The sequence below is a fragment of the Caballeronia sp. LZ032 genome (assembly GCF_031451315.1).
GTDB lineage: Bacteria > Pseudomonadota > Gammaproteobacteria > Burkholderiales > Burkholderiaceae > Caballeronia.
In genome coordinates this window covers 964,173-983,133 of record NZ_JARUXP010000001.1, presented here as the reverse complement: position 1 = coordinate 983,133, position 18,961 = coordinate 964,173, and the positions used below count along the sequence as shown (strand labels likewise).

The 18,961-nt window shown below is 64.7% G+C and carries 15 protein-coding genes and 1 tRNA gene; 6 read left to right on the top strand and 10 right to left on the bottom strand.

The genetic code is table 11. The features are described from left to right. Positions 1-159: 159 nt before the first annotated feature. Positions 160-1,575, bottom strand: a complete 1,416-nt coding sequence (gene glnA / locus QCE69_RS04550) for a type I glutamate--ammonia ligase (RefSeq protein WP_309929625.1) — start codon at positions 1,573-1,575, stop codon at positions 160-162. A gap of 361 nt (positions 1,576-1,936) precedes the next feature. Between glnA and QCE69_RS04545 the strand changes: the two genes are divergently transcribed. Further along, positions 1,937-2,401, top strand: coding sequence for a rhodanese-like domain-containing protein (locus QCE69_RS04545; RefSeq protein ID WP_309929623.1), 465 nt, complete (start codon positions 1,937-1,939; stop codon positions 2,399-2,401). A gap of 50 nt (positions 2,402-2,451) precedes the next feature. Here the strand turns inward: QCE69_RS04545 and QCE69_RS04540 are convergent, their stop codons facing one another. The 6 genes from QCE69_RS04540 to hrpA form a co-directional block, all read right to left on the bottom strand. After that, a complete protein-coding gene (locus tag QCE69_RS04540; RefSeq protein WP_309929621.1) occupies positions 2,452-3,150 on the bottom strand; it encodes a copper homeostasis protein CutC in 699 nt (232 codons plus the stop codon). Beyond that, positions 3,147-3,965: a molybdopterin-binding protein gene (locus tag QCE69_RS04535; RefSeq protein ID WP_309914991.1), complete on the bottom strand. Its 819-nt coding sequence runs from the start codon at positions 3,963-3,965 to the stop codon at positions 3,147-3,149. The genes QCE69_RS04540 and QCE69_RS04535 overlap by 4 nt, the downstream gene beginning before the upstream one ends. A gap of 18 nt (positions 3,966-3,983) precedes the next feature. Beyond that, positions 3,984-4,844, bottom strand: coding sequence for an EI24 domain-containing protein (locus QCE69_RS04530; protein ID WP_309914988.1), 861 nt, complete (start codon positions 4,842-4,844; stop codon positions 3,984-3,986). Positions 4,845-4,924: 80 nt separating this feature from the next. Continuing rightward, positions 4,925-5,935, bottom strand: coding sequence for a sterol desaturase family protein (locus QCE69_RS04525; protein WP_309929620.1), 1,011 nt, complete (start codon positions 5,933-5,935; stop codon positions 4,925-4,927). A 91-nt stretch (positions 5,936-6,026) separates the two neighbouring features. Continuing rightward, complete coding sequence (locus QCE69_RS04520) at positions 6,027-7,052, bottom strand: beta-propeller fold lactonase family protein (RefSeq protein WP_309914982.1); 1,026 nt, start codon at positions 7,050-7,052, stop codon at positions 6,027-6,029. Positions 7,053-7,191: 139 nt separating this feature from the next. Continuing rightward, positions 7,192-11,229: an ATP-dependent RNA helicase HrpA gene (gene hrpA / locus QCE69_RS04515; RefSeq protein WP_409021166.1), complete on the bottom strand. Its 4,038-nt coding sequence runs from the start codon at positions 11,227-11,229 to the stop codon at positions 7,192-7,194. Here hrpA and QCE69_RS39485 point away from each other — a divergent pair. From QCE69_RS39485 to proP, 4 genes are all read left to right on the top strand, one after another. Beyond that, positions 11,206-11,463, top strand: a complete 258-nt coding sequence (locus tag QCE69_RS39485) for a hypothetical protein (RefSeq protein WP_409021165.1) — start codon at positions 11,206-11,208, stop codon at positions 11,461-11,463. The genes hrpA and QCE69_RS39485 overlap by 24 nt on opposite strands. A 607-nt stretch (positions 11,464-12,070) precedes the next feature. Then, positions 12,071-13,453: an amino-acid N-acetyltransferase gene (gene argA / locus QCE69_RS04510; protein WP_309914973.1), complete on the top strand. Its 1,383-nt coding sequence runs from the start codon at positions 12,071-12,073 to the stop codon at positions 13,451-13,453. Between the two features lie 61 nt (positions 13,454-13,514). Further along, entirely contained in the window at positions 13,515-13,787 is a 273-nt protein-coding gene (locus QCE69_RS04505) for an oxidative damage protection protein (RefSeq protein WP_309914970.1), read from the top strand. Between the two features lie 715 nt (positions 13,788-14,502). Next, the gene (proP, locus tag QCE69_RS04500; RefSeq protein WP_309914967.1) at positions 14,503-15,978 is read left to right on the top strand and encodes a glycine betaine/L-proline transporter ProP; all 1,476 of its coding nucleotides are present in this window, start codon (positions 14,503-14,505) and stop codon (positions 15,976-15,978) included. 65 nt (positions 15,979-16,043) lie between these two features. Here the strand turns inward: proP and QCE69_RS04495 are convergent, their stop codons facing one another. Then, on the bottom strand, positions 16,044-16,502 hold the full coding sequence (locus QCE69_RS04495; RefSeq protein ID WP_309914964.1) for a metallophosphoesterase family protein: 459 nt from the start codon (positions 16,500-16,502) through the stop codon (positions 16,044-16,046). Positions 16,503-16,662: 160 nt separating this feature from the next. Here QCE69_RS04495 and QCE69_RS04490 point away from each other — a divergent pair. Continuing rightward, a tRNA-Leu gene (locus QCE69_RS04490) sits at positions 16,663-16,747 on the top strand. 114 nt (positions 16,748-16,861) lie between these two features. Here the strand turns inward: QCE69_RS04490 and QCE69_RS04485 are convergent. Together QCE69_RS04485 and QCE69_RS04480 are read right to left on the bottom strand one after the other, a co-directional pair. Further along, on the bottom strand, positions 16,862-17,278 hold the full coding sequence (locus QCE69_RS04485) for a type II toxin-antitoxin system HicB family antitoxin (RefSeq protein ID WP_309929618.1): 417 nt from the start codon (positions 17,276-17,278) through the stop codon (positions 16,862-16,864). 158 nt (positions 17,279-17,436) lie between these two features. Continuing rightward, positions 17,437-18,924, bottom strand: a complete 1,488-nt coding sequence (locus QCE69_RS04480) for a hypothetical protein (protein ID WP_309929616.1) — start codon at positions 18,922-18,924, stop codon at positions 17,437-17,439. Positions 18,925-18,961 lie beyond the last annotated feature (37 nt).

The following is an 18,961-nucleotide window of genomic DNA, read 5'->3' as shown; positions in this document are numbered from 1 at the left end:
GGGCAATGATTGAAGCCGTTCGTGAGACCGATCTTGTAGTTGGATTTCGGAAAACCGCGGCGATGAAAAAAGGGACGGCGCGCCGTCCCTTTTTTCATCGCATCGCATGTGCCGCGCGCTTCGCCGGACTATCAGGAGAGAAGCGCGCTGCCGTCATGCTTACAGCGAGTAGTACATCTCGAACTCGATCGGATGCACCGCCTGACGATAACGCTGCAGCTCGTTCGTCTTCAGTTCGATGTAGGCGTCGAGCATCGAATCCGTGAACACGCCGCCGCGCGTCAGGAACTCGCGATCCGCGTCGAGCGCATCGAGTGCCTGGTCGAGGCCCGCGCACACGGTCGGGATCTTCCTGTCCTCTTCCGGCGGCAGGTCGTACAGATTCTTGTCCGCGGCTTCGCCCGGATGAATCTTGTTCTGCACGCCGTCGAGACCGGCCATCATCAATGCCGAGAAGCACAGGTACGGATTCGCGAGCGGATCCGGGAAGCGCGTTTCGATACGGCGGCCCTTCGGGTTGCTCACGTGCGGAATACGGATCGATGCCGAACGGTTGCGAGCCGAGTAAGCCAGCTTGACCGGCGCTTCGAAGTGCGGCACGAGACGCTTGTACGAGTTCGTACCCGGGTTCGTGATCGCGTTCAGCGCGCGGGCGTGCTTGATGATGCCGCCGATGTAGAACAGCGCGAATTCCGACAGACCGGCGTAGCCGTTGCCCGCGAACAGGTTCTGGCCGTCCTTCCAGATGGACTGGTGAACGTGCATGCCCGAACCGTTGTCGCCGACGACCGGCTTCGGCATGAACGTGGCCGTCTTGCCGTACGTGTGCGCGACGTTGTGGATGATGTACTTCATCTGCTGCAGCCAGTCCGCGCGCTGAACCAGCGTCGAGAACTTGGTGCCGATTTCGTTCTGGCCCTGGCCCGCCACTTCGTGGTGGTGCACTTCGACCGGAATGCCGATCTGCTCGAGCAGCAGACACATTTCCGAGCGGATGTCCTGGAACGTGTCTACCGGCGCGACCGGGAAGTAGCCGCCCTTGGTGCCCGGACGGTGGCCCGTGTTGCCGCCTTCGAATTCCTTGGCTGACGACCACGGCGCTTCTTCCGAGCCGATCTTGACGAAGGTGCCCGACTGGTCCGTGTTCCACTGGACGCTGTCGAAAATGAAGAATTCCGGCTCCGGACCGAAGTAGGCGGTGTCGCCCAGGCCCGAGCTCTTGAGATAGGCTTCCGCGCGCTTCGCGAGCGAACGCGGGTCGCGTTCGTAGCCCTTGCCGTCGGCGGGCTCGACGACGTCGCAGCTCAGCACGAGCGTCGCTTCTTCGAAGAACGGGTCGATGAAGGCGGTGTTCGCGTCCGGCACGAGCAGCATGTCCGATGCCTCGATGCCCTTCCAGCCGGCGATGGACGAACCGTCGAAAGCGTGGCCGCTTTCAAACTTGTCTTCGTCGAATGCCGAGACCGGCACGGAAACGTGCTGTTCTTTGCCGCGCGTGTCGGTGAAACGGAAGTCGACGAACTTGACGTCCTCGTCCTTGACGAGTTGCATGACGTCGGCCACGGATTTACTCATTACCTATCTCCTGATTAACAAAAGTCGGCGAATCGCTCCGCCGCCCCGACCAATCCTGTACATCAATTCAATCGAGGATGAAAAAGCAGCTTCCGTGCCAAGCGCACCAACTTTGCGCTAAGCGCCTGAAGCGGCGCGCATTTTTAGTGACACGACCGAGGGGTTCACGATGACCTCGCAGCCGCTCTGCATACTTCACGCACACAGATGGTGCGCAACCGCATGACCGGTCTGAAATATGATCCTTTATGGTGCATAGACGCGGAGATGCACCAATCTGAACCATTTTCCGCAACGACGCCGGCAGCGCTGTTACGTTCGCTAGAATCATTGTTTGCGTTCGACCGGAGACAAACACGCCATGAGCACGCTGGAACAACTTTTTGACCAAGCGGGACGCCGCGCCGCCGACAACCAACTGACCTACGCGGGCGCCTTCTCGCCCGCCGAGGCGTTCGAACTGCTGCAACTCGATTCGGCCGTGCGGCTCGTCGACGTCCGCACCCGCGCCGAGCTCGACTGGGTGGGCCGCCCGGCCATCGACGGCGCGCAGTACGCGCATATCGAATGGATCCGCTATCCCGGCTCGGTGCCGAACGCTGAGTTTATCGAACAATTGCGACAGGTCGCCACCCCGGATACGACAGTGATTTTCCTGTGCCGCAGCGCGGCGCGCTCCAAGCTTGCGGCTGTCGCCGCGCAGAAACAGGGGTTTGCGAAGGCCTATGACCTGCTGGAAGGCTTCGAGGGCGACAAGGACGCGAACGGGCACCGCAAGACGATGGGCGGGTGGTGCTTCCGGGGATTGCCGTGGATTGGGGCTTGAGCTGTCATTTATTTACGGTATGACGCGGATCGAACCGCTTCGCACCGCGCTCAGGAAGCCAGCCCGTCCAGTAACGCCCGCACGCGCCTGACCCTGGCTTCATCGACCGGCGCCAATGCCTGTCCGCCGACGCGCACGCCCGAACCCAGATGCACGGCGCGCACGCCCGTCGATGCCACGAAGGGCGCGACAGTCTCCACACCGAGTCCAGCGCCCGCCAGCACCGTACAGTGCGATCCGGCCGCCATGCCGACCAGTCTTGCGATTGTCGCTGCGGCATCGAGCACCGATGCCTTGCCGCCCGACGTCAGCACGTTCGTGACCGTACCGAAGGCCGAGAGCCTTTCGAAAGTCGCGAACAGGTCGCGTGCTTCATCGAACGCGCGATGGAACGTCAGCGGCAGCTTTCCCGCCGCCTCCGCCACGCGCGCCAATCCTTCCGTATCGATACAACCGTCCGCCCGCAGCATCCCGACCACGAGCGCATGCGCACCCGTCTTCGCGATCGCACGCGCCTCGCGCAGCATCACGCTGTAATCGTCGGCATCGTAGACGAACGAGCGGCTATGCGGCCGCACCATCACGTTCACCGGAATCGCCACCGCCTCCACGACCGCCTCCACCAGCCCGATGCCCGGCGTCAGGCCGCCCTCGCCCATCGCCGTGACCAGTTCGATCCGGTCCGCGCCGCCGCGCTCGGCGGCGCGCGCGTCAGCCACCGTCGTCGCGATGACTTCCAGCACCGTCACTTCGCCTGCTCCGGCGGCACTTCCACGATCTCGCCGCCCAGCGCCCGCACGCCCTCGCGCAGGACGTCGAACGCCGCATTCGCCTGCTGCGGATCGCCCTTCACGCCCAGATCGATATGCGACCGCGCGTACAGCGCACCGCGCGCCGCATCGCCGACGCTCGGCAGGCTGAACGCGCGCACGCCTTCGAAGTCGCGTTCGATCGCCACCATCAGCGGCGTGATGCGCGACTCCGGCAGGCCAAACACCAGCAGCGAACGCTCGACATGCGGCACCGCGTGATGCAGGTGGGCGTAACGGTTGTCGAGCACCCACTCGATCATCGGCCAGGCCATCACCGGAAAGCCCGGCACGAAATGATGATCACCGACCGAAAAGCCCGGGATCTTGTTGTAGCTGTTCGGGATGATGGCCGCGCCCTGCGGAAACGTGCCCATGTTCAGGCGATGCAGGTTCTCGGGCGAATCGAGCTCCACCGGCTTGCCCGCCTGTTCCGCGGTATCGCGGATGCGCGCGCGGATCAGTTCCGCCGCCTCCGGCTGCAGTTCGAGCGGACGCCCGAGCGCTTCGGCCGCGCACTGGCGGGTGTGATCGTCGGGCGTCGCGCCGATGCCGCCCGTCGAGAACACGATGTCGCCGGACGCAAAAGTGCGCTTGAGCGTCGCCGTGATGCGCGCCGGATCGTCGCCGACATACTCCGCCCAGTCCAGCGACAGCCCGCGTGCGCCCAGCAATTCGATGATTTTCGGCAGATGCTTGTCGGTACGTCGGCCCGACAGGATTTCATCGCCGATGATGATGACGCCAATGCCCATGGGAACCCCCTTATCGCTTCATTGTTCCTTCACGGAAACTTCACGGGACTCGACCGTGATCGCCGGATACTGCGGCTCCCCGGCGCGCAGGCGCTCCAGCGCGTGCAGGCAGTAGTGCGCGAACCACAGCGCCGAGAACACCAGGATGAATGCATACGCCCAGATCGTCACCGCCGCGACCACCGGGAACAGCGGCAGCAGCCAGACGGACCAGGCCCAGAGCATCGTCGGGACGGAACTGAACAGGCCGCTCACAATGCCGATCGCCAGCAGCGGCCAGCGCCCGTCCCGCACGATCGCGCGGCGTTCCTCGATGCTCGCATGCAGCGCAAGCGCGTCGTAAGTCATCACGCGATACGTCAGCCAGCCCCACAGCAGCGGCGGAATCAGCGCGAAGAACGGCGGAATCAGCCACAGCGGCAGCGTGACGGCGAGCAGCACGAGACAGACCAGGGTGGTCACCACCGAATGCCCGAGACTGCCGTACCACGAACCGCCGCGCCGCTCTTCCAGCGACGAATAATGTCCGCGCGGCCGGCGCGTGAGCAGCTTGACGACGCCCGGCATGGAGAGCGTCGCGATCAGCAGCAGCACCGTCACGACGATCAGCGGGATCGTCATGATGACGACCAGGAACGGCGCGATGACCGCATGCAGCGACGAGAAGCCGACTGCGTCGAACAGCCGGTACATCGCGGAGGTGAGCGCCCAGCCTTCTAGCCAGCCGTTGGCGGCGCCGGTGAGCGTCTGCCAGAAGAACCACAGCAGACCGCCCCACACCACCGTCGCGACGCCGAAAGGCATCAGTGTGAGCCACAGCATGCGCGGATGGAAGACGTTCGCCACCGCGCGCACGAACGAACGCAGCAAGTCATTCATGCGTGATCGTCAGGGAAAAGTAGAAACAACAGGATAAACCAGCGCCGCGTGCGGGCGCTGGTATGGGAGAGGCGGAAAGGTCAGATGGTGGCGGAATCGGACGCGCGGCCGCGGCGGTTCGAAAGACGCGCGCCGATGCGCTTGAACGCGAGCCAGTGCTGTTCGAAGAAGCCGTCGCCGTAATGCACGGGCATCACGCCCGGCGCGCCGAGCTGGTCGCGGATGCCGGTCGGCTCGACGGTGCGGTCGAACGACGCCGAGCGGAACAGGATGTCCCAGAACGAGAACAGGACGCCGAAGTTGCAGCCGTAAGTAGTGCCTTCGTGGCCGTAGCCGATCGCATGATGACGCCGGTGAAACGCCGGGCTGACGACGATACGCTCGCCCAACCAGCCGAAATGCAGGCGGATGTTGGCGTGCTGCACGCTCTGCATGAAATTGGTGATGGCGACGAGCACGACGAACTGCGAGGGCTCCACGCCGATCACCAGCGCGACGAGCGCGAAGACGCTCGCTTGCAGGATGTCGTCGAGCAGATGATTGCGGTCGTCGCTCCACAGCGACATCTTCTGCTGGCTGTGATGCACGGCGTGCAGTTCCCACCAGATGCCGATGCGATGCTCCAGCCGGTGATACCAGTAGCCGGCGAAGTCGAGGATCAGCAGGTAGATGACGAAGGTGACGAGCGGCTGCGTGGTGACGCCGGGCCACAGATTGTCGATCTCGAGATTCGGTATGCCGTTCAGCCGCAGCCAGCTTTGCAGCGAGTCGAAGATCGGCTGGAAGGTGAAGAAGAAAAACAGGTTGAGGATGCCCAGCTTGACGATCCACGTGTACAGCACATCCACGCGCACGCCCTTGCGGTCTTGCCAGTTCTCTGCCGGACGGAAGGCCTCGAGCGGGCGCAGGACCGCGTACATCGCGAGCACTTCCAGCACGCCGACGATCACCCAGTACAGCGCATCGTAGGTGTCCTCGTCGTAGTCCATCATGCCGATCTTGAACAGCACCGGCTGGACCACGTCGACATACAGCAGCGTCTGCAGCGACGAAACGAAGGTGTCTAGCAGCGAAACGATGGAATGAAACATGATGCTCCGTGGTGCTGGCGGCGGCCCGGTGCGGCGGGCCATTCCTCAATCGTAGTACAGGGCGCGGCAAAGCGCCCTTTCACTCCGACGCCTACGCCCCGTTCGGCGCCGTGACGGGCGCGCGATTGTAGAAGTAGATGCCGTGCGGCGAACGTCCGACCTTGATGGTTTCGATCAGCTTACGGCTCGCCATGTCGATCACGCCGACATGCTTCGCAAAGCGGAACGTCACCCAGAGATACTTTTTGTCGGCGGAAAGTTCCATGTCGTCCGGGCCGGGCAGCAGGCCGGTGATGTCGCCGACATTCGTGAGCGAGTCCTCGTCGATGATGCTGATGGTGTTCGCCACGCGGTTCGACACCAGCACGTGCTTGCCGTCCACCATCGAACGGAAGTTGTGCGCGCCCTTGCCCGTCGTGATGGTCTTGACGATCTTCTGGTTGCGCCAGTCCACCACGGCAACATAATCCGCGCCCGTCATGCCGACCAGCAGGTATTTGTCGCCCGGCGTGAGCCAGACGCCGGCCGGCACCTTGCCGACCTTCATCTTCCATTTGACCGTCTGCGTGGGCAGGTCGATGGCCGCGATCTCGCCGGACACCTGCAGCGAGATGAACGCGGTCGCGCTGTCCTTCGTGAAGGCGATGTGGCTCGGCATGGTCGCAAGCGGCAGGCGCTTCGCCACCGAGAGGTTCTTGCCGTCGAAATGATAGATGTCGAGGCGGTCGAGGCGCAGGCCTGTGGACACGAACCACTTCTTGTCCGGCGAAAAGCCGATCTGGTACGGATCCTCGATGTCCTGCACCCAGCGCTGGAACGCGCCGGTTTTCGGGTCGACGAACATCAGGTTGTTCGACACCGAGTTCGCGACGATCAGCGACGCGTTGTCGGGCGTCACCATCAGATGGTGCGGTTCCTTGCCGGTCGGCACGGTGCCGACGACCTGGCGCGTGTTCTCGTCGATGAGACTGAGCGTGGCTTCGGCGGAATTCAGGACGATGACATTGTTGGCGAAGGCGGCGGTGGCGACGAGCGCTGCGCCGGTTGCGAGCACTGCACGCGCGGCGGCCGCGCGGAAGCGGCCGGACGGGCGGCCAGAACGGAAAAGATTGCGCATGAAAGATTGGCTTCGGAAGGCAGGCGTCATTGTAGAACGTTTGCCCCGGCCGGCACGTTGACCGAACGCGGCATTTTGCGAGATAACGGGCGCCGCCCGGCGCAACGATCCGGGCAGGGTCGAGCACACCACTTCGAATTCAGCGCTGCATCGACTCCCACACTTTGTGCAGTCGCTTGACGGACACGGGCATCGGCGTGCGCAACTCCTGCGCGAACAGCGACACGCGCAACTCCTCCAGCAGCCAGCGATATTCCGCGAGCCGCGCATCCGCCACGCCGCCGCGCTGCGACACCGCCCGCTGATAGTGCTGCGCGAGCGGCTGCAAGTCGGCGAATTGGCGCGCGTCGCGGGCGGGCTCGGCCTTGAGCTTGTCGATGCGCAGGCCGATCGCCTTCAGATAGCGCGGAAAGTGGGCAAGCTGCGCATAAGGCGTGTCGATCACGAAACGCTTGCCGATCAGCGCGGCCAGCTGCGCCTGGATGTCGGTGTAAGCCTGCGCGAACGGTTTCGCCTGCGCGAGCTTTTTCGCGAGCGCGGCGTATTCGGTGAGGATCGTGCCGACCAGACGCGCAATCTCCTGCGCCAGCAGCGTGAGACGCCCTTTCGCGGCGTCGCGGCGGGCGTGGAAGCTGGCGTCGTCGTCGGGCAGCGGGTCTTGCAAGCACGCGCGATCCAGCGCCGTCCCGACAATCTGGTCGCGCAACTCGTCCGCCGTGCCGAGCGCCATGAAGTGCAGCGACATCTCGCGCAGGCCCGGCAGGTTCTTCTCCAGATAGCGGATCGGTTCGCGCAGCTGCAACGCAAACAGCCGCCGCAGTCCGGCGCGATGAATCCGCGCCGCTTCCTCGGGCGAATCGAACACTTCGACATCGCAATGCGTGCCGCGATCCACCAGCGCCGGATAGCCGAACAGCGTCTGGCCGCGCCGACGGATTTCGAGCAGTTCGGGCAGCTTGCCGAAGTTCCAGGTGGTCAGGTTCTCGTACAGCGCGGTGCCGGCGCCCGTGCCGGTGCCGGCCGGCGGCGTCACGGGCGCGCCGGATTCGCCGGAGAGCGCGTCGAGCGCCACGCTGGCGGCCGCCGACGTCAGTTTCTGGAACTGCTGCTGCGCCTGGCCGCCGAGTTCCGCGCGCAGTTGCGCAAGATTGCGGCCCATCGCGAGCTGACGGCCGTGCTCGTCGATGACCTTGAAGTTCATGAACAGATGCGCCGGCAGCGTCTCGAGCTTGAAGTCCGCGCTCTTGACGGCAACCTGCGTCTCTCCGCGGATATCCGCGATCAACGCCTCGACCAGCGCGCCCGCGCCGAACGCGGGTCCGGCGTGCCGCTGCGCGAAACCCGCTGCGTAGTCCGGCAGCGGCACGACGTGCCGGCGCAGCTTCTGCGGCAGCGACTTGAGCAGCAGCTGCGCCTTCTCCTTGATCATCCCCGGCACGAGCCACTCGACGCGCCGCGCATCGACCTGATTCAGGCCGTAGAGCGGCACCGCGAGCGTGACGCCGTCGCGCGGCGAGCCCGGCTCGAAGTGATAGGTCAGCGCCATCTCGATGCCCGACATCGTCATGCGCTTCGGGAACAGGTCCGTCGTGACGCCGGCGGCCTCGTGGCGCATCAGGTCGTCGCGCGACAGGAACAGCAGCTTCTCGTTGCCCGGCTTCTTCTGCTCGTCGCGATACCAGCGCTCGAAGGCCGCGCCGGTCCACATGCCTTCCGGCAGCGACGCATCGTAGAAGGCGTAGATCAGTTCGTCGTCGACCAGCACGTCCTGGCGGCGCGACTTGTGTTCGAGCTGCTCGATATCCGCCACCAGCTTGCGGTTGTGCGCGAAGAACGGCAGGCGCGTGTCGAACTCGCCCTCGACCAGCGCGCCGCGAATGAACAGCTCGCGCGCGTATTTCTGATCCTGCTGGCCGAAGCTCACACGTCGCCGCGCATAGACCGTCAGGCCATAGAGCACCGCGCGCTCGAACGCGACGACCTGCGCGGCCTTTTTCTCCCAATGCGCGTCCGAGAGCGACTTCTTCAGCAGATGCCCGCCGACGGTTTCGAGCCATTCCGGCTCGATCTTCGCGATGGTGCGCGCATACAGCCGGCTGGTCTCGACGAGTTCGCCCGCCATCACCCAGCGCCCCGCTTTCTTCAACAGCGCCGAGCCCGGCCACAGATGGAACTTGATGCCGCGCGCGCCGAGATAATGCGGTTCGTCGTCGGCCTTCAGGCCTACGTTGCCGAGCAACCCGGTCAGCAGCGACAGATGCACTTGTTCGAAGGTGGCGTCCGATTCGTTCAGACGCCAGCCGTGTTCGCGCACGACCGTGAGCAGTTGCGAATGCACATCGCGCCATTCGCGCAGGCGCAGGTGCGACAGGAACGCGGCACGACAGGCATCGGTGAGCTGGCGGTTCGACTTCTTGTGCGCGACCGCTTCCTCGAACCACTTCCAGATGCGCGTCCATTGCAGGAATTCGGAGCGCTCGTCGACGAACTGGCGGTGCGCCTGATCCGCCTGCTCCTGCGCCTCGATGGGCCGGTCACGCGGGTCCTGCACCGAGAGCGCCGACGCGATGATCAGCACCTCCTTCAGCGCGTGATGATCGCGCGCGGCGAGGATCATCCGGCCGACGCGCGGATCGAGCGGCAAACGCGCGAGCTCGCGGCCGAGCGGCGCGAGCGCGTTGTCGTCATCGACGGCGCCGAGTTCGTTCAGCAGCTGATAGCCGTCGGCGATCGCGCGTCCCGGCGGCGGCTCGATGAACGGGAAGGTTTCGATCGCCGTGAGATGCAGCGATTTCATCCGCAGGATGACTGCCGCGAGCGACGAGCGCAGGATTTCGGGATCGGTGAAGCGCGGGCGCAACTGGTAGTCCGCTTCGTCGTAGAGACGGATGCACACGCCGTCCGCGACGCGGCCGCACCGCCCGGCGCGCTGGTTCGCCGCCGCCTGCGACACCGGCTCGATCTGCAACTGCTCCACCTTGTTGCGATACGAATAGCGCTTCACGCGCGCCATGCCGATATCGACCACATAGCGGATGCCCGGCACCGTCAGCGAGGTTTCGGCGACGTTGGTGGCGAGCACGATACGCCGCGCGTTCGACGGCCGGAACACCCGTTCCTGCTCCTGCGCGGAGAGCCGCGCGAACAGCGGCAGGATTTCGGTGTGCGGCGGATGATGCTTTCGCAAGGCCTCGGCGGCGTCGCGGATTTCGCGCTCGCCGGGGAGGAACACGAGCACATCGCCGGGGCCCACGCGGCAGAGTTCATCGACGGCATCGACGATGGCTTCCATCAGGTCGCGGTCGCTCTTGCGGTCGTTGCGCTCGCCGCGCTTGGGCAAGGTGCCCTGCGCGGATTTCACCGCGACGCTGTCTTCCTCGATCGGCCGATAGCGCACTTCCACCGGATACAGACGGCCGCTCACCTCGATCACCGGCGCCGGATGCTCGTCGCTGCCGAAGTGGCGCGCGAAGCGTTGGGCGTCGATGGTCGCGGACGTGACGATCAGCTTCAGGTCCGGGCGCCTCGGCAGGATCTCTTTCAGATAGCCGAGCAGGAAGTCGATGTTGAGGCTGCGCTCGTGGGCCTCGTCGATGATGATCGTGTCGTAGGCCGTGAGCAGCGGATCGGTTTGCGTCTCGGCGAGCAGAATGCCGTCGGTCATCAGCTTGACGGAGGCGCCGGGCGCGAGATTGTCCGTGAAGCGCACCTTGTAGCCGACCACTTCGCCGAACGGCGTGCCCAGTTCCTCGGCGATGCGCCGTCCGGTCGCCGATGCCGCGATCCGCCGCGGCTGCGTATGACCGATCAGGCCGCTGCCGCCCGCGCCCAGCCCGCGCCCGAGCGCGAGGCAGATCTTGGGCAACTGCGTGGTCTTGCCGGAGCCGGTTTCGCCGCTGACGATCACGACCTGATGGCCGGCGATCGCGCGGGCGATTTCCTCGCGCCGGCCGGAAACGGGCAAAGCTTCCGGGAAGGTGATGGGCGGAACGGGGTTGGGGGTGATGGCCTGTCGCGGCGGGCGGGGGGCGCGGGGCTCGCGGGATTGAGCGGCTTCGCGCGCCGGGCGTGGCTCACGCGGTTGAGCAGGTCCGCGTGGTTCGCGAGTTTGATTCGGGTCGCGGGGTTCGGCGGGCTTGCGGTGTTCGCGGGCTTGAAGCGGCTCGCGCGATTCCACGGCTTCGCGAGTTTGACGCGGCTCACGTTGTCCGGCGGTTTCGCGGCGTTCGCGGGCTTGACGCTGCTCACGTACGTCGACGGCCTCGAGCGGTTCGCGGGTTTGACCCGGCTCGCGTGGTTCGGCGCCTTCACGCTGTCGGCGAACCTGACGCGCCTCACGCGATTCCGCGCCCTCACGTTCGCGCACGTGACCGGCGCGGCGGCCGCCACCGACCTCGCCGGCTTCCATTGAAGACGCTGCGCCCCGGCGTTCGACGCGCGGCGCAGCGGGCTTCGTCTCGACTGACCGACCCGTCTCCCGCCGTTCAGTCTGCGGCGTACGCTCGCGGCCATCCGGCCGCGCCGCTTGCGGCTCGCCCACGCGTTCACCCTGCGCAGGCTGCCGCTGCGAAGCGTCTCCCAAACTGGAAGGCCGCGACGTCGGCGCGACTTTGGCCTGCATCGGCTGACGCGGCGCCTGCACCCCTTGCGGGTTCCGCGAATCCTGCGTGGACTGCGGCCGAACAACCGCGGCCTGCTTCTGCGCCCCCGTAACCGCCGCCTCACGCGGCGCGTTCCCCCGCTCCGGTCCCTCCGGTCTCTCTGGCTGCTGCGCGCCCGCCGTGCCGGCAAAACGCCGCGCGGCCAGTTCCTTCTTGCTCAGCGTCGCGGCATCGCCGGAGGGATCCGACGCTTCCTGCGCGTCACGCCGCAGACTTTCCCGCAGTTGCCGCAACTGCGCCAGGGGATCGGTGGAGGAGTCGGCGGACCGGGACGTGTCTGCCTGCTTGGGACTTGAAGGGCGCGCGGGACGCGAGGGACGAGAAACATTCGACATAGCGTCGCATTATAATCCCGGGATGAATTCTCAAACCGACCTCACGATGACTGCTCAAGCCGCATCGCCACTGGCCGCGGCCGAGCCGGAAGCGCCCGATCCCCATGCCCAGTTCGTCGACTGGATGCGCTCCGTCGCGCCGTATATCCACGCGTTCCGGAACAAGACGTTCGTCGTGGCGTTCGGCGGGGAACTGGTGCAGGAAGGACGCCTGAATGCGCTCGTGCAGGACGTCGGCCTGCTTCACGCGATGGGCATCCACGTCGTGCTGGTACACGGCTCGCGCCCGCAGCTCGACGAACAGCTGAGCCTGCACGGCGTCGAATCGTCGTTCTCGCACGGCCTGCGCATCACCGACGCCCGCGCGCTCGAATCCGCCAAGGAAGCCGCCGGCGAAGTGCGCCTCGACATCGAGGCCGCGATCAGCCAGGGCCTGCCCAACACGCCGATGGCGCACGCGCACATCAGCGTCGTCTCGGGCAACTTCGTGACGGCGCGGCCGGTCGGCATTCTCGACGGCGTCGATTTCCAGCACACCGGCGTCGTACGCAAGATCGACGGCGATTCCGTACGCCAGTCGCTCGCCAGCAACAAGCTCGTGCTGCTCTCCCCGCTCGGCTTCTCGCCTACCGGCGAAGCCTTCAATCTGTCGATGGAAGACGTCGCCTCGGCCGCCGCCATCGCGTTGCGCGCCGACAAGATCATCTTCGTCACGGAGATTCCCGGCCTCGCCGACGCGGAAGGCGAACTGGTGCGCGAAATGTCGCTCGACGACGCCTATCGCCTGCAGGAAAGCGGCGAATTGCAGGGCGATACCGCGTTCTATCTGAAGCACACGATCCGCGCCTGCCGCGGCGGCGTGGCGCGCGGCCACATCATTCCGTACGCGCTCGATGGCAGCGTGCTGCTCGAATTGTTCCTGCACGACGGCGTCGGCACGATGATCTCGTACGAGAATCTCGAGAGCCTGCGCGAGGCCACGCCGGACGACGTCGGCGGCATTCTCACGCTGATCGAACCGCTCGAGTCCGACGGCACGCTGGTGCGCCGCGGCCGCCATCAGATAGAACGCGACATCGACCATTTCTCGGTCATCGAGCACGATGGCGTGCTGTTCGGCTGCGCGGCGCTGTATCCCTACACGCAGGAGCGCATCGGCGAGATGGCCTGCCTGACGGTCGCGCCCGAAGCGCAAGGTTCCGGCGACGGCGAGCGGCTCCTGAAACGCATCGAGCAGCGCGCCCGCGCGCGCGGCCTCACGCGCATCTTTGTCCTGACGACGCGCACCGAGCACTGGTTCCTGAAGCGTGGCTTCGTCAAGGTTACCGTCGACGATCTGCCGGAGGACCGCCGCCGCCTTTACAACTGGCAGCGCAAGTCGCTCGTGCTGATGAAACAGCTTTGAAGAACCGATTCGAGAGGCGCGGGACGGCGCCTCTACCCCCGATACAGAGGAGAAAGACACAATGGCCCGAATGATTCAATGCGCGAAGCTCGGCAAGGAAGCCGAAGGACTGGACTTCCCGCCGCTGCCGGGCGAACTCGGCAAGCGCATCTACGAAACGATTTCCAAGGAAGCCTGGCAGGGCTGGCTCAAGCAGCAGACGATGCTCATCAACGAGAATCGCCTGAACATGGCCGATCCGCGCGCGCGCCAGTATCTGATCAAGCAGACAGAAAAGTACTTCTTCGGCGAAGGCGCCGATACCGCGACCGGCTACGTGCCGCCGCAAGGCTGACCCGGAGCATCATCCGTTCGGCGAAAAACCGGCCTTGGGCCGGTTTTTCATTGCCCACGAAACCCGCGAAATTGATCCGGACGGTACATCCAAGCACACTACGACGACTTCGCGCTATCCCAGACGGGATAAGGGATTGCGGGCCGCCAGGGGCCTTCGCCCGCCGGGCCGGTTTGCAGATCGTCTGTCATCGTGATATCATCTCCTTCTTATCAACAGCAATTCACCATCATTCACGCGGTGCAAGTCCAGCTTCATGATGTCGGACACAGCGCGGTAGTGACTGTTTTTCATACAAAGAGGCGCGTCGGTTTTTAAGCTGCTTTGCCAGATGAACCAGATGGACTCGTTGGTTCAGCAAAACACGCCGGCCTTTTTCGTCTCAAGCTGTTTTTTCGCCGACGTCGCGGCCCACCCGCGGCAACCCAGGCACGTCGCCGGGGTTGACCGTCCGCACGTCAAACTCGTTGCGTTACCCCCGAGTGCAATTTCGCGACCCACCGCGATGCACCGGCACCGCGTTTGCTACTGATTTGTCAGCGTCCGCTCCATTCGACGCTGCGCGGAGCCATTGGCGATCGGTTCCCGCTGCCCTGCATGGCGGCGCCGTCGCGAAACTGCACTCTCCCGGCAATTCGCGCCACCGAAGCTTTTCGATGGCGCACCCGAAGCCACTCTCCGGAGTGCTCGGGATCGAATACGGAGTTTTCGAAACATGTCATCCCATCACGAGGGCCTTTGGCGCAAACGCGATTCATCGAGCCAGAAATCCGACCTCACTCTCGACGACATCACGATCGTCGACCAGTCCCTGCTGAAGCGCGCCGTCGGGGCCATGGCCATCGGTAACGCGATGGAGTGGTTCGACTTCGGTGTGTACAGCTATATCGCCGTGACGCTCGGCAAGGTGTTCTTCCCATCGAGCAGTCCGGCCGCGCAGCTGCTCGCGACCTTCGGCACGTTCGCGGCCGCGTTCCTGGTGCGGCCGATCGGCGGCATGGTGTTCGGCCCGCTCGGCGACCGCATCGGCCGCAAGCGTGTGCTCGCGATGACGATGATCATGATGGCCCTCGGCACGTTCGCCATCGGCCTGATTCCGAGCTATGACAGCATCGGCGTGATGGCGCCGGTGCTGCTGCTGGTCGCGCGCCTGGTGCAGGGCTTCTCGACGGGCGGCGAGTACGGCGGCGCGGCGACCTTCATCGCCGAGTTCTCGCCGGACAAGAAACGCGGCTTCATGGCGAGTTTCCTCGAGTTCGGCACCCTGGTGGGTTATGTGCTGGGCGCGGGCGTCGTGGCGGTGCTGACGGCGGTGATGTCGGAGCACGCGCTGCTGTCGTGGGGCTGGCGCATTCCGTTCATGATCGCGGGACCGCTCGGTTTGATCGGCCTGTATATCCGGATGAAGCTGGAAGAGACTCCGGCGTTCCAGCGTGAAGCCGAGAAGGCGGAAGCCGTCTCGCACGAAACCACCAAGCAGCAGTTCCGGGAGACGCTGGTACAGCAATGGCGGCCGCTGCTGCAATGCGTGGGCCTCGTGCTGATCTTCAACGTGACCGACTACATGGCGCTCTCGTACCTGCCGAGCTATCTGTCCGCGACCCTCAAGTTCAACGAGACGCATGGCCTGTTCATCGTGCTCGTCGTGATGGTGCTGATGATGCCGCTGACCCTGCTGTTCGGCCGTCTGTCCGATGTCGTCGGCCGCAAGCCGGTGATGCTGGCGGGCTGTGTCGGCTTGCTGCTGCTGTCGATCCCGGCGCTCACGCTGATCCGCATGGGCACGATTCCGTCGATCTTCACCGGCATGATGATTCTCGGCGCGCTGCTCTCGACCTTCACGGGCGTGATGCCGTCGTCGCTGCCGGCGCTGTTCCCGACGAAGATCCGCTATGGCGCGCTCGCGATCGGCTTCAATGTGTCGGTGTCGCTGTTCGGCGGGACGACGCCGCTCGTCACCGCGTGGCTCGTCGACAAGACCGGCATGCTGATGATGCCCGCGTACTATCTGATGGGCGCTTCGGTGATCGGCATCGTGTCGGTGATCGCGCTGCACGAATCGGCGAAGAAGCCGTTGAAGGGCTCGCCGCCGGCGGTCGCCTCGCACTCGGAAGCGCATGCGATCCTGCGCGGTCATCGCGAAGCGGGCGAAATGGACGATGCGTTCCCGGAAGGGACGGCGCGCGCCTGATCGAGGTTGTCGTAGTTTGAGTCTCCGTCAAGGCCGATGCTCCCGCATCGGCCTTTTTCATGGCGCTATGGCGTAAGCGTGACGATGCGCGCGTCGGGCGCGCCGGCGTCGCTATTGATTTCCAGCAGCGCGAGCGTGATCGGCAGCTTGAAGCGGCGCGGTCCCGCGCTGCCCGGGTTCACGAACAGCGTGGCGCCGCGCCGCTCGATCAAGGGCTTGTGCGAATGTCCGGTGACGACGACATCGATACCCGCGAGCCGCTTCGGAACGTCCGCGATGTCGTGCACGACGTGGATCGACGCGCCGCCGAGTTCGATGCGCACATGCTCCGGCAGATGCGCGACGTCCGCGCCCGTATCGTTGTTGCCGCGCACGACGGTCAACGGCGCGAGCGGCGCCAGGCTGTCGAGCACGTCGCGCCGGCAGATGTCGCCGGCGTGGATAATGTGCGCGCAGCCGCGCAAGGCATCGAGCGCTTCGGGGCGCACGAGGTTGTGGGTATCGGAGATCAGGCCGATGCGCATGGTGCTCTCCTGACGTCGATGTCTTTCTGGCTTTGGGCTGATGGTGAGGTGTTTGTCGCATGAACGGTGCCGCCGATTATGCGCGACGGTGAAACCCGTGTCGAACCATGCGCGCGGGTTTTGGCCGATGCGGGCGCAATGGTAGAATCGCGTCCGCCCTGCCGGGGTGATGAAATTGGTAAACATAGCGGACTTAAAATCCGCCGCCTAACGGCTTGCCGGTTCAAGTCCGGTCCCCGGTACCAGGTCTTTGCAGCACCGCCCAAGTATGGCCAAGGGCTCCAGTCTCTCAATGCGAAGCGACAGCATCCGCGATCAGCGAACTTCGGCGCTTCAAGTACCTTTTCTTTTCGAAGACATCAAACAACTGCGATCACAAGTTGCTTCCCAAGGACTGAGAACGCATCGGCAATTGTGTCGATCTTGGTCGCATGATTCAGCAGCATGATCCGGTTGACGTCCTGTGGCCTCGTCTTGAGCCGACGCGCGAGTTCCGACGGCGTGACGCCCTGCGCAATCATCTCGTTCAGCAACAGGATTTTTGCCGAGACACTGGCCGTTAGCGCGATCAATTCCTCGCCGTTCTTCACCTTCGACGGCACTGGCACCGGGCGCTTGTCTTCCAGGTAGAAGTCCATCGCCGTCAGCAGCGCGTCGGCCGCCATTCCCCGCGCCTCCTCCAGGCTACTGCCTTGCGTGATCGCCTCCGGTATATCCCGGAACGTCACCACGAAGCCGCCCGTGTCTGGCTCGAACCGGGCTGGATAACGCAACATATCGCACTCCATTACGTGTGGTAGCTGAAAACGTCACTTGAGTTGTTGCGTCGTGACCTATCCGAATTGCTGGCGCAGGCGAACGCGAAAATGCGATTCTTCTGCGACTGGGTCAACGAGTCAGGCGACCGCATTCCCGACATCCAACTCGCCCCCCTTCAAGCGCTCACACTCTCCTCCACTCGCGCTGCCGCTACGCCGCGCTCATCTACAGCCATGCCCGCCGCGTCAAACGCGCGCCCCGCCGTTGCCGGCAAAGTAGCTGCCCATCCACTACCCGCATCGATCCCCGCCGATGACGACCGCCAGCCCCTCGCTCCCCGCACCGCGACGCTCGCCGTGCTCGCGCACAGCGCAGCCGCGAACAGCACGCCCGCAAAAGACAAACAGTAGTTCGCGCCGATCAGATGCTTCTCGATTTCCATGAAGCCGTCCGCGAGCACGAGCACGTATTGCAGCGCGCCCCAAGCCGCGAAGAACAAGCCCGTCGCCGCTACCGCGCTGATCCGCCGTGCCTGCGCGAGCCACGTCACGACCAGCGCCGCACCCAGAATCAGCGTGTTCAGCCGATGCGCATACATCCGGGACCAGAGCCGGAACAGCGGCGCCTTCGCGAAACTCGGCGCGTCCCGCAGGCTCATCCCGAGGCCGGGCAACTCGATCTGGCTGCCCTTTTCGAGCACGTGCCAGGCCATCACCGGCAGAATGCCCGGATGCGCGAGCGCGACGCGCACCGTATCCAGATACGTCGCCTGCGCATCGCGCACGCATTGCATGCCGGCTTCGTCGTAACCCATGTTGCTGACGCACGCGGCAAGCACCGGCTTGTTGCCGATCGTCGCCACTTCGATGCCGTCGTGAGTCTTCAGGTCGCTGAGAATGCCGAAGTACAGCGCGTGATATTTGTTGATGTCGGTGTTGGGACCGAACACCGAAGGCAACAGCGCGATGACCGTCGCCAGCACGGCCGCGCAGGCCGTCGCGCGCCGTCCGAATGCGCTCGCGATGAACGGCGCGAGCACCAGCGGCAGCGCGAAATAAGCCGTCTTCGACAGCGCGATGAAGCATCCCAGCCCGAACGCGGCCAGCGCATCGCGACGCCGTCCGCGCGCGCGGAACATGAGAAGACAGGCGCCGAGCATCGGCAGGCCGACGATCATCGTCTGCTCTTCGAAGAACGAATTCAGGAACGCAATGAACGACGAAGACAGCGCGACCGGCGTAATCAGGATGAGATAGGCCCATGCGGCGCGATGGCCCGCATGACGCCGCAGCGCCATGAACAGCCACGTATAGGCCGCGGCATAGGCGAGACGTCCGGGTATGGAGCCCGCGATCACCGAATACGCCGACGCGCTCCCCGTCAGCGCGATGGAACTCAGAAGCTGGATGACCATCCAGATCTTGTGCGTGGAGAACGAGTAAAGATGCTCGACGCAGGGAGGATGCGAGCAGACCTGCCAGCTGTCCATCCAGACATGAAAATAGCGTTGCTGCCAGTCCGCCGAGCCCGCGTCCGGCACGTCGGTATTCCAGCCGAACGGCTTGTCGATCAGAAAGCCGAAGGTGCGCGCAAAGTCGCCGTTATCGGCCCATCCCGTGAACACATGCAGCATCGACACGGTCCACAACACGGCCAGGTACATCACAGCCGTCCATCTCCAGGCGACTACTCTCCGCACA

What these genes read in the sequence shown, in the direction of transcription:
- glnA (WP_309929625.1), bottom strand. Translation starts at nt 1,575, where the DNA reads ATGAGTAAATCCGTGGCCGACGTCATGCAACTCGTCAAGGACGAGGAC.
- QCE69_RS04545 (WP_309929623.1), top strand. Translation starts at nt 1,937, where the DNA reads ATGAGCACGCTGGAACAACTTTTTGACCAAGCGGGACGCCGCGCCGCC.
- QCE69_RS04535 (WP_309914991.1), bottom strand. Translation starts at nt 3,965, where the DNA reads ATGGGCATTGGCGTCATCATCATCGGCGATGAAATCCTGTCGGGCCGA.
- QCE69_RS04530 (WP_309914988.1), bottom strand. Translation starts at nt 4,844, where the DNA reads ATGAATGACTTGCTGCGTTCGTTCGTGCGCGCGGTGGCGAACGTCTTC.
- QCE69_RS04525 (WP_309929620.1), bottom strand. Translation starts at nt 5,935, where the DNA reads ATGTTTCATTCCATCGTTTCGCTGCTAGACACCTTCGTTTCGTCGCTG.
- QCE69_RS04520 (WP_309914982.1), bottom strand. Translation starts at nt 7,052, where the DNA reads ATGCGCAATCTTTTCCGTTCTGGCCGCCCGTCCGGCCGCTTCCGCGCG.
- argA (WP_309914973.1), top strand. Translation starts at nt 12,071, where the DNA reads ATGAATTCTCAAACCGACCTCACGATGACTGCTCAAGCCGCATCGCCA.
- QCE69_RS04505 (WP_309914970.1), top strand. Translation starts at nt 13,515, where the DNA reads ATGGCCCGAATGATTCAATGCGCGAAGCTCGGCAAGGAAGCCGAAGGA.
- proP (WP_309914967.1), top strand. Translation starts at nt 14,503, where the DNA reads ATGTCATCCCATCACGAGGGCCTTTGGCGCAAACGCGATTCATCGAGC.
- QCE69_RS04495 (WP_309914964.1), bottom strand. Translation starts at nt 16,502, where the DNA reads ATGCGCATCGGCCTGATCTCCGATACCCACAACCTCGTGCGCCCCGAA.
- QCE69_RS04485 (WP_309929618.1), bottom strand. Translation starts at nt 17,278, where the DNA reads ATGTTGCGTTATCCAGCCCGGTTCGAGCCAGACACGGGCGGCTTCGTG.
- QCE69_RS04480 (WP_309929616.1), bottom strand. Translation starts at nt 18,924, where the DNA reads ATGTACCTGGCCGTGTTGTGGACCGTGTCGATGCTGCATGTGTTCACG.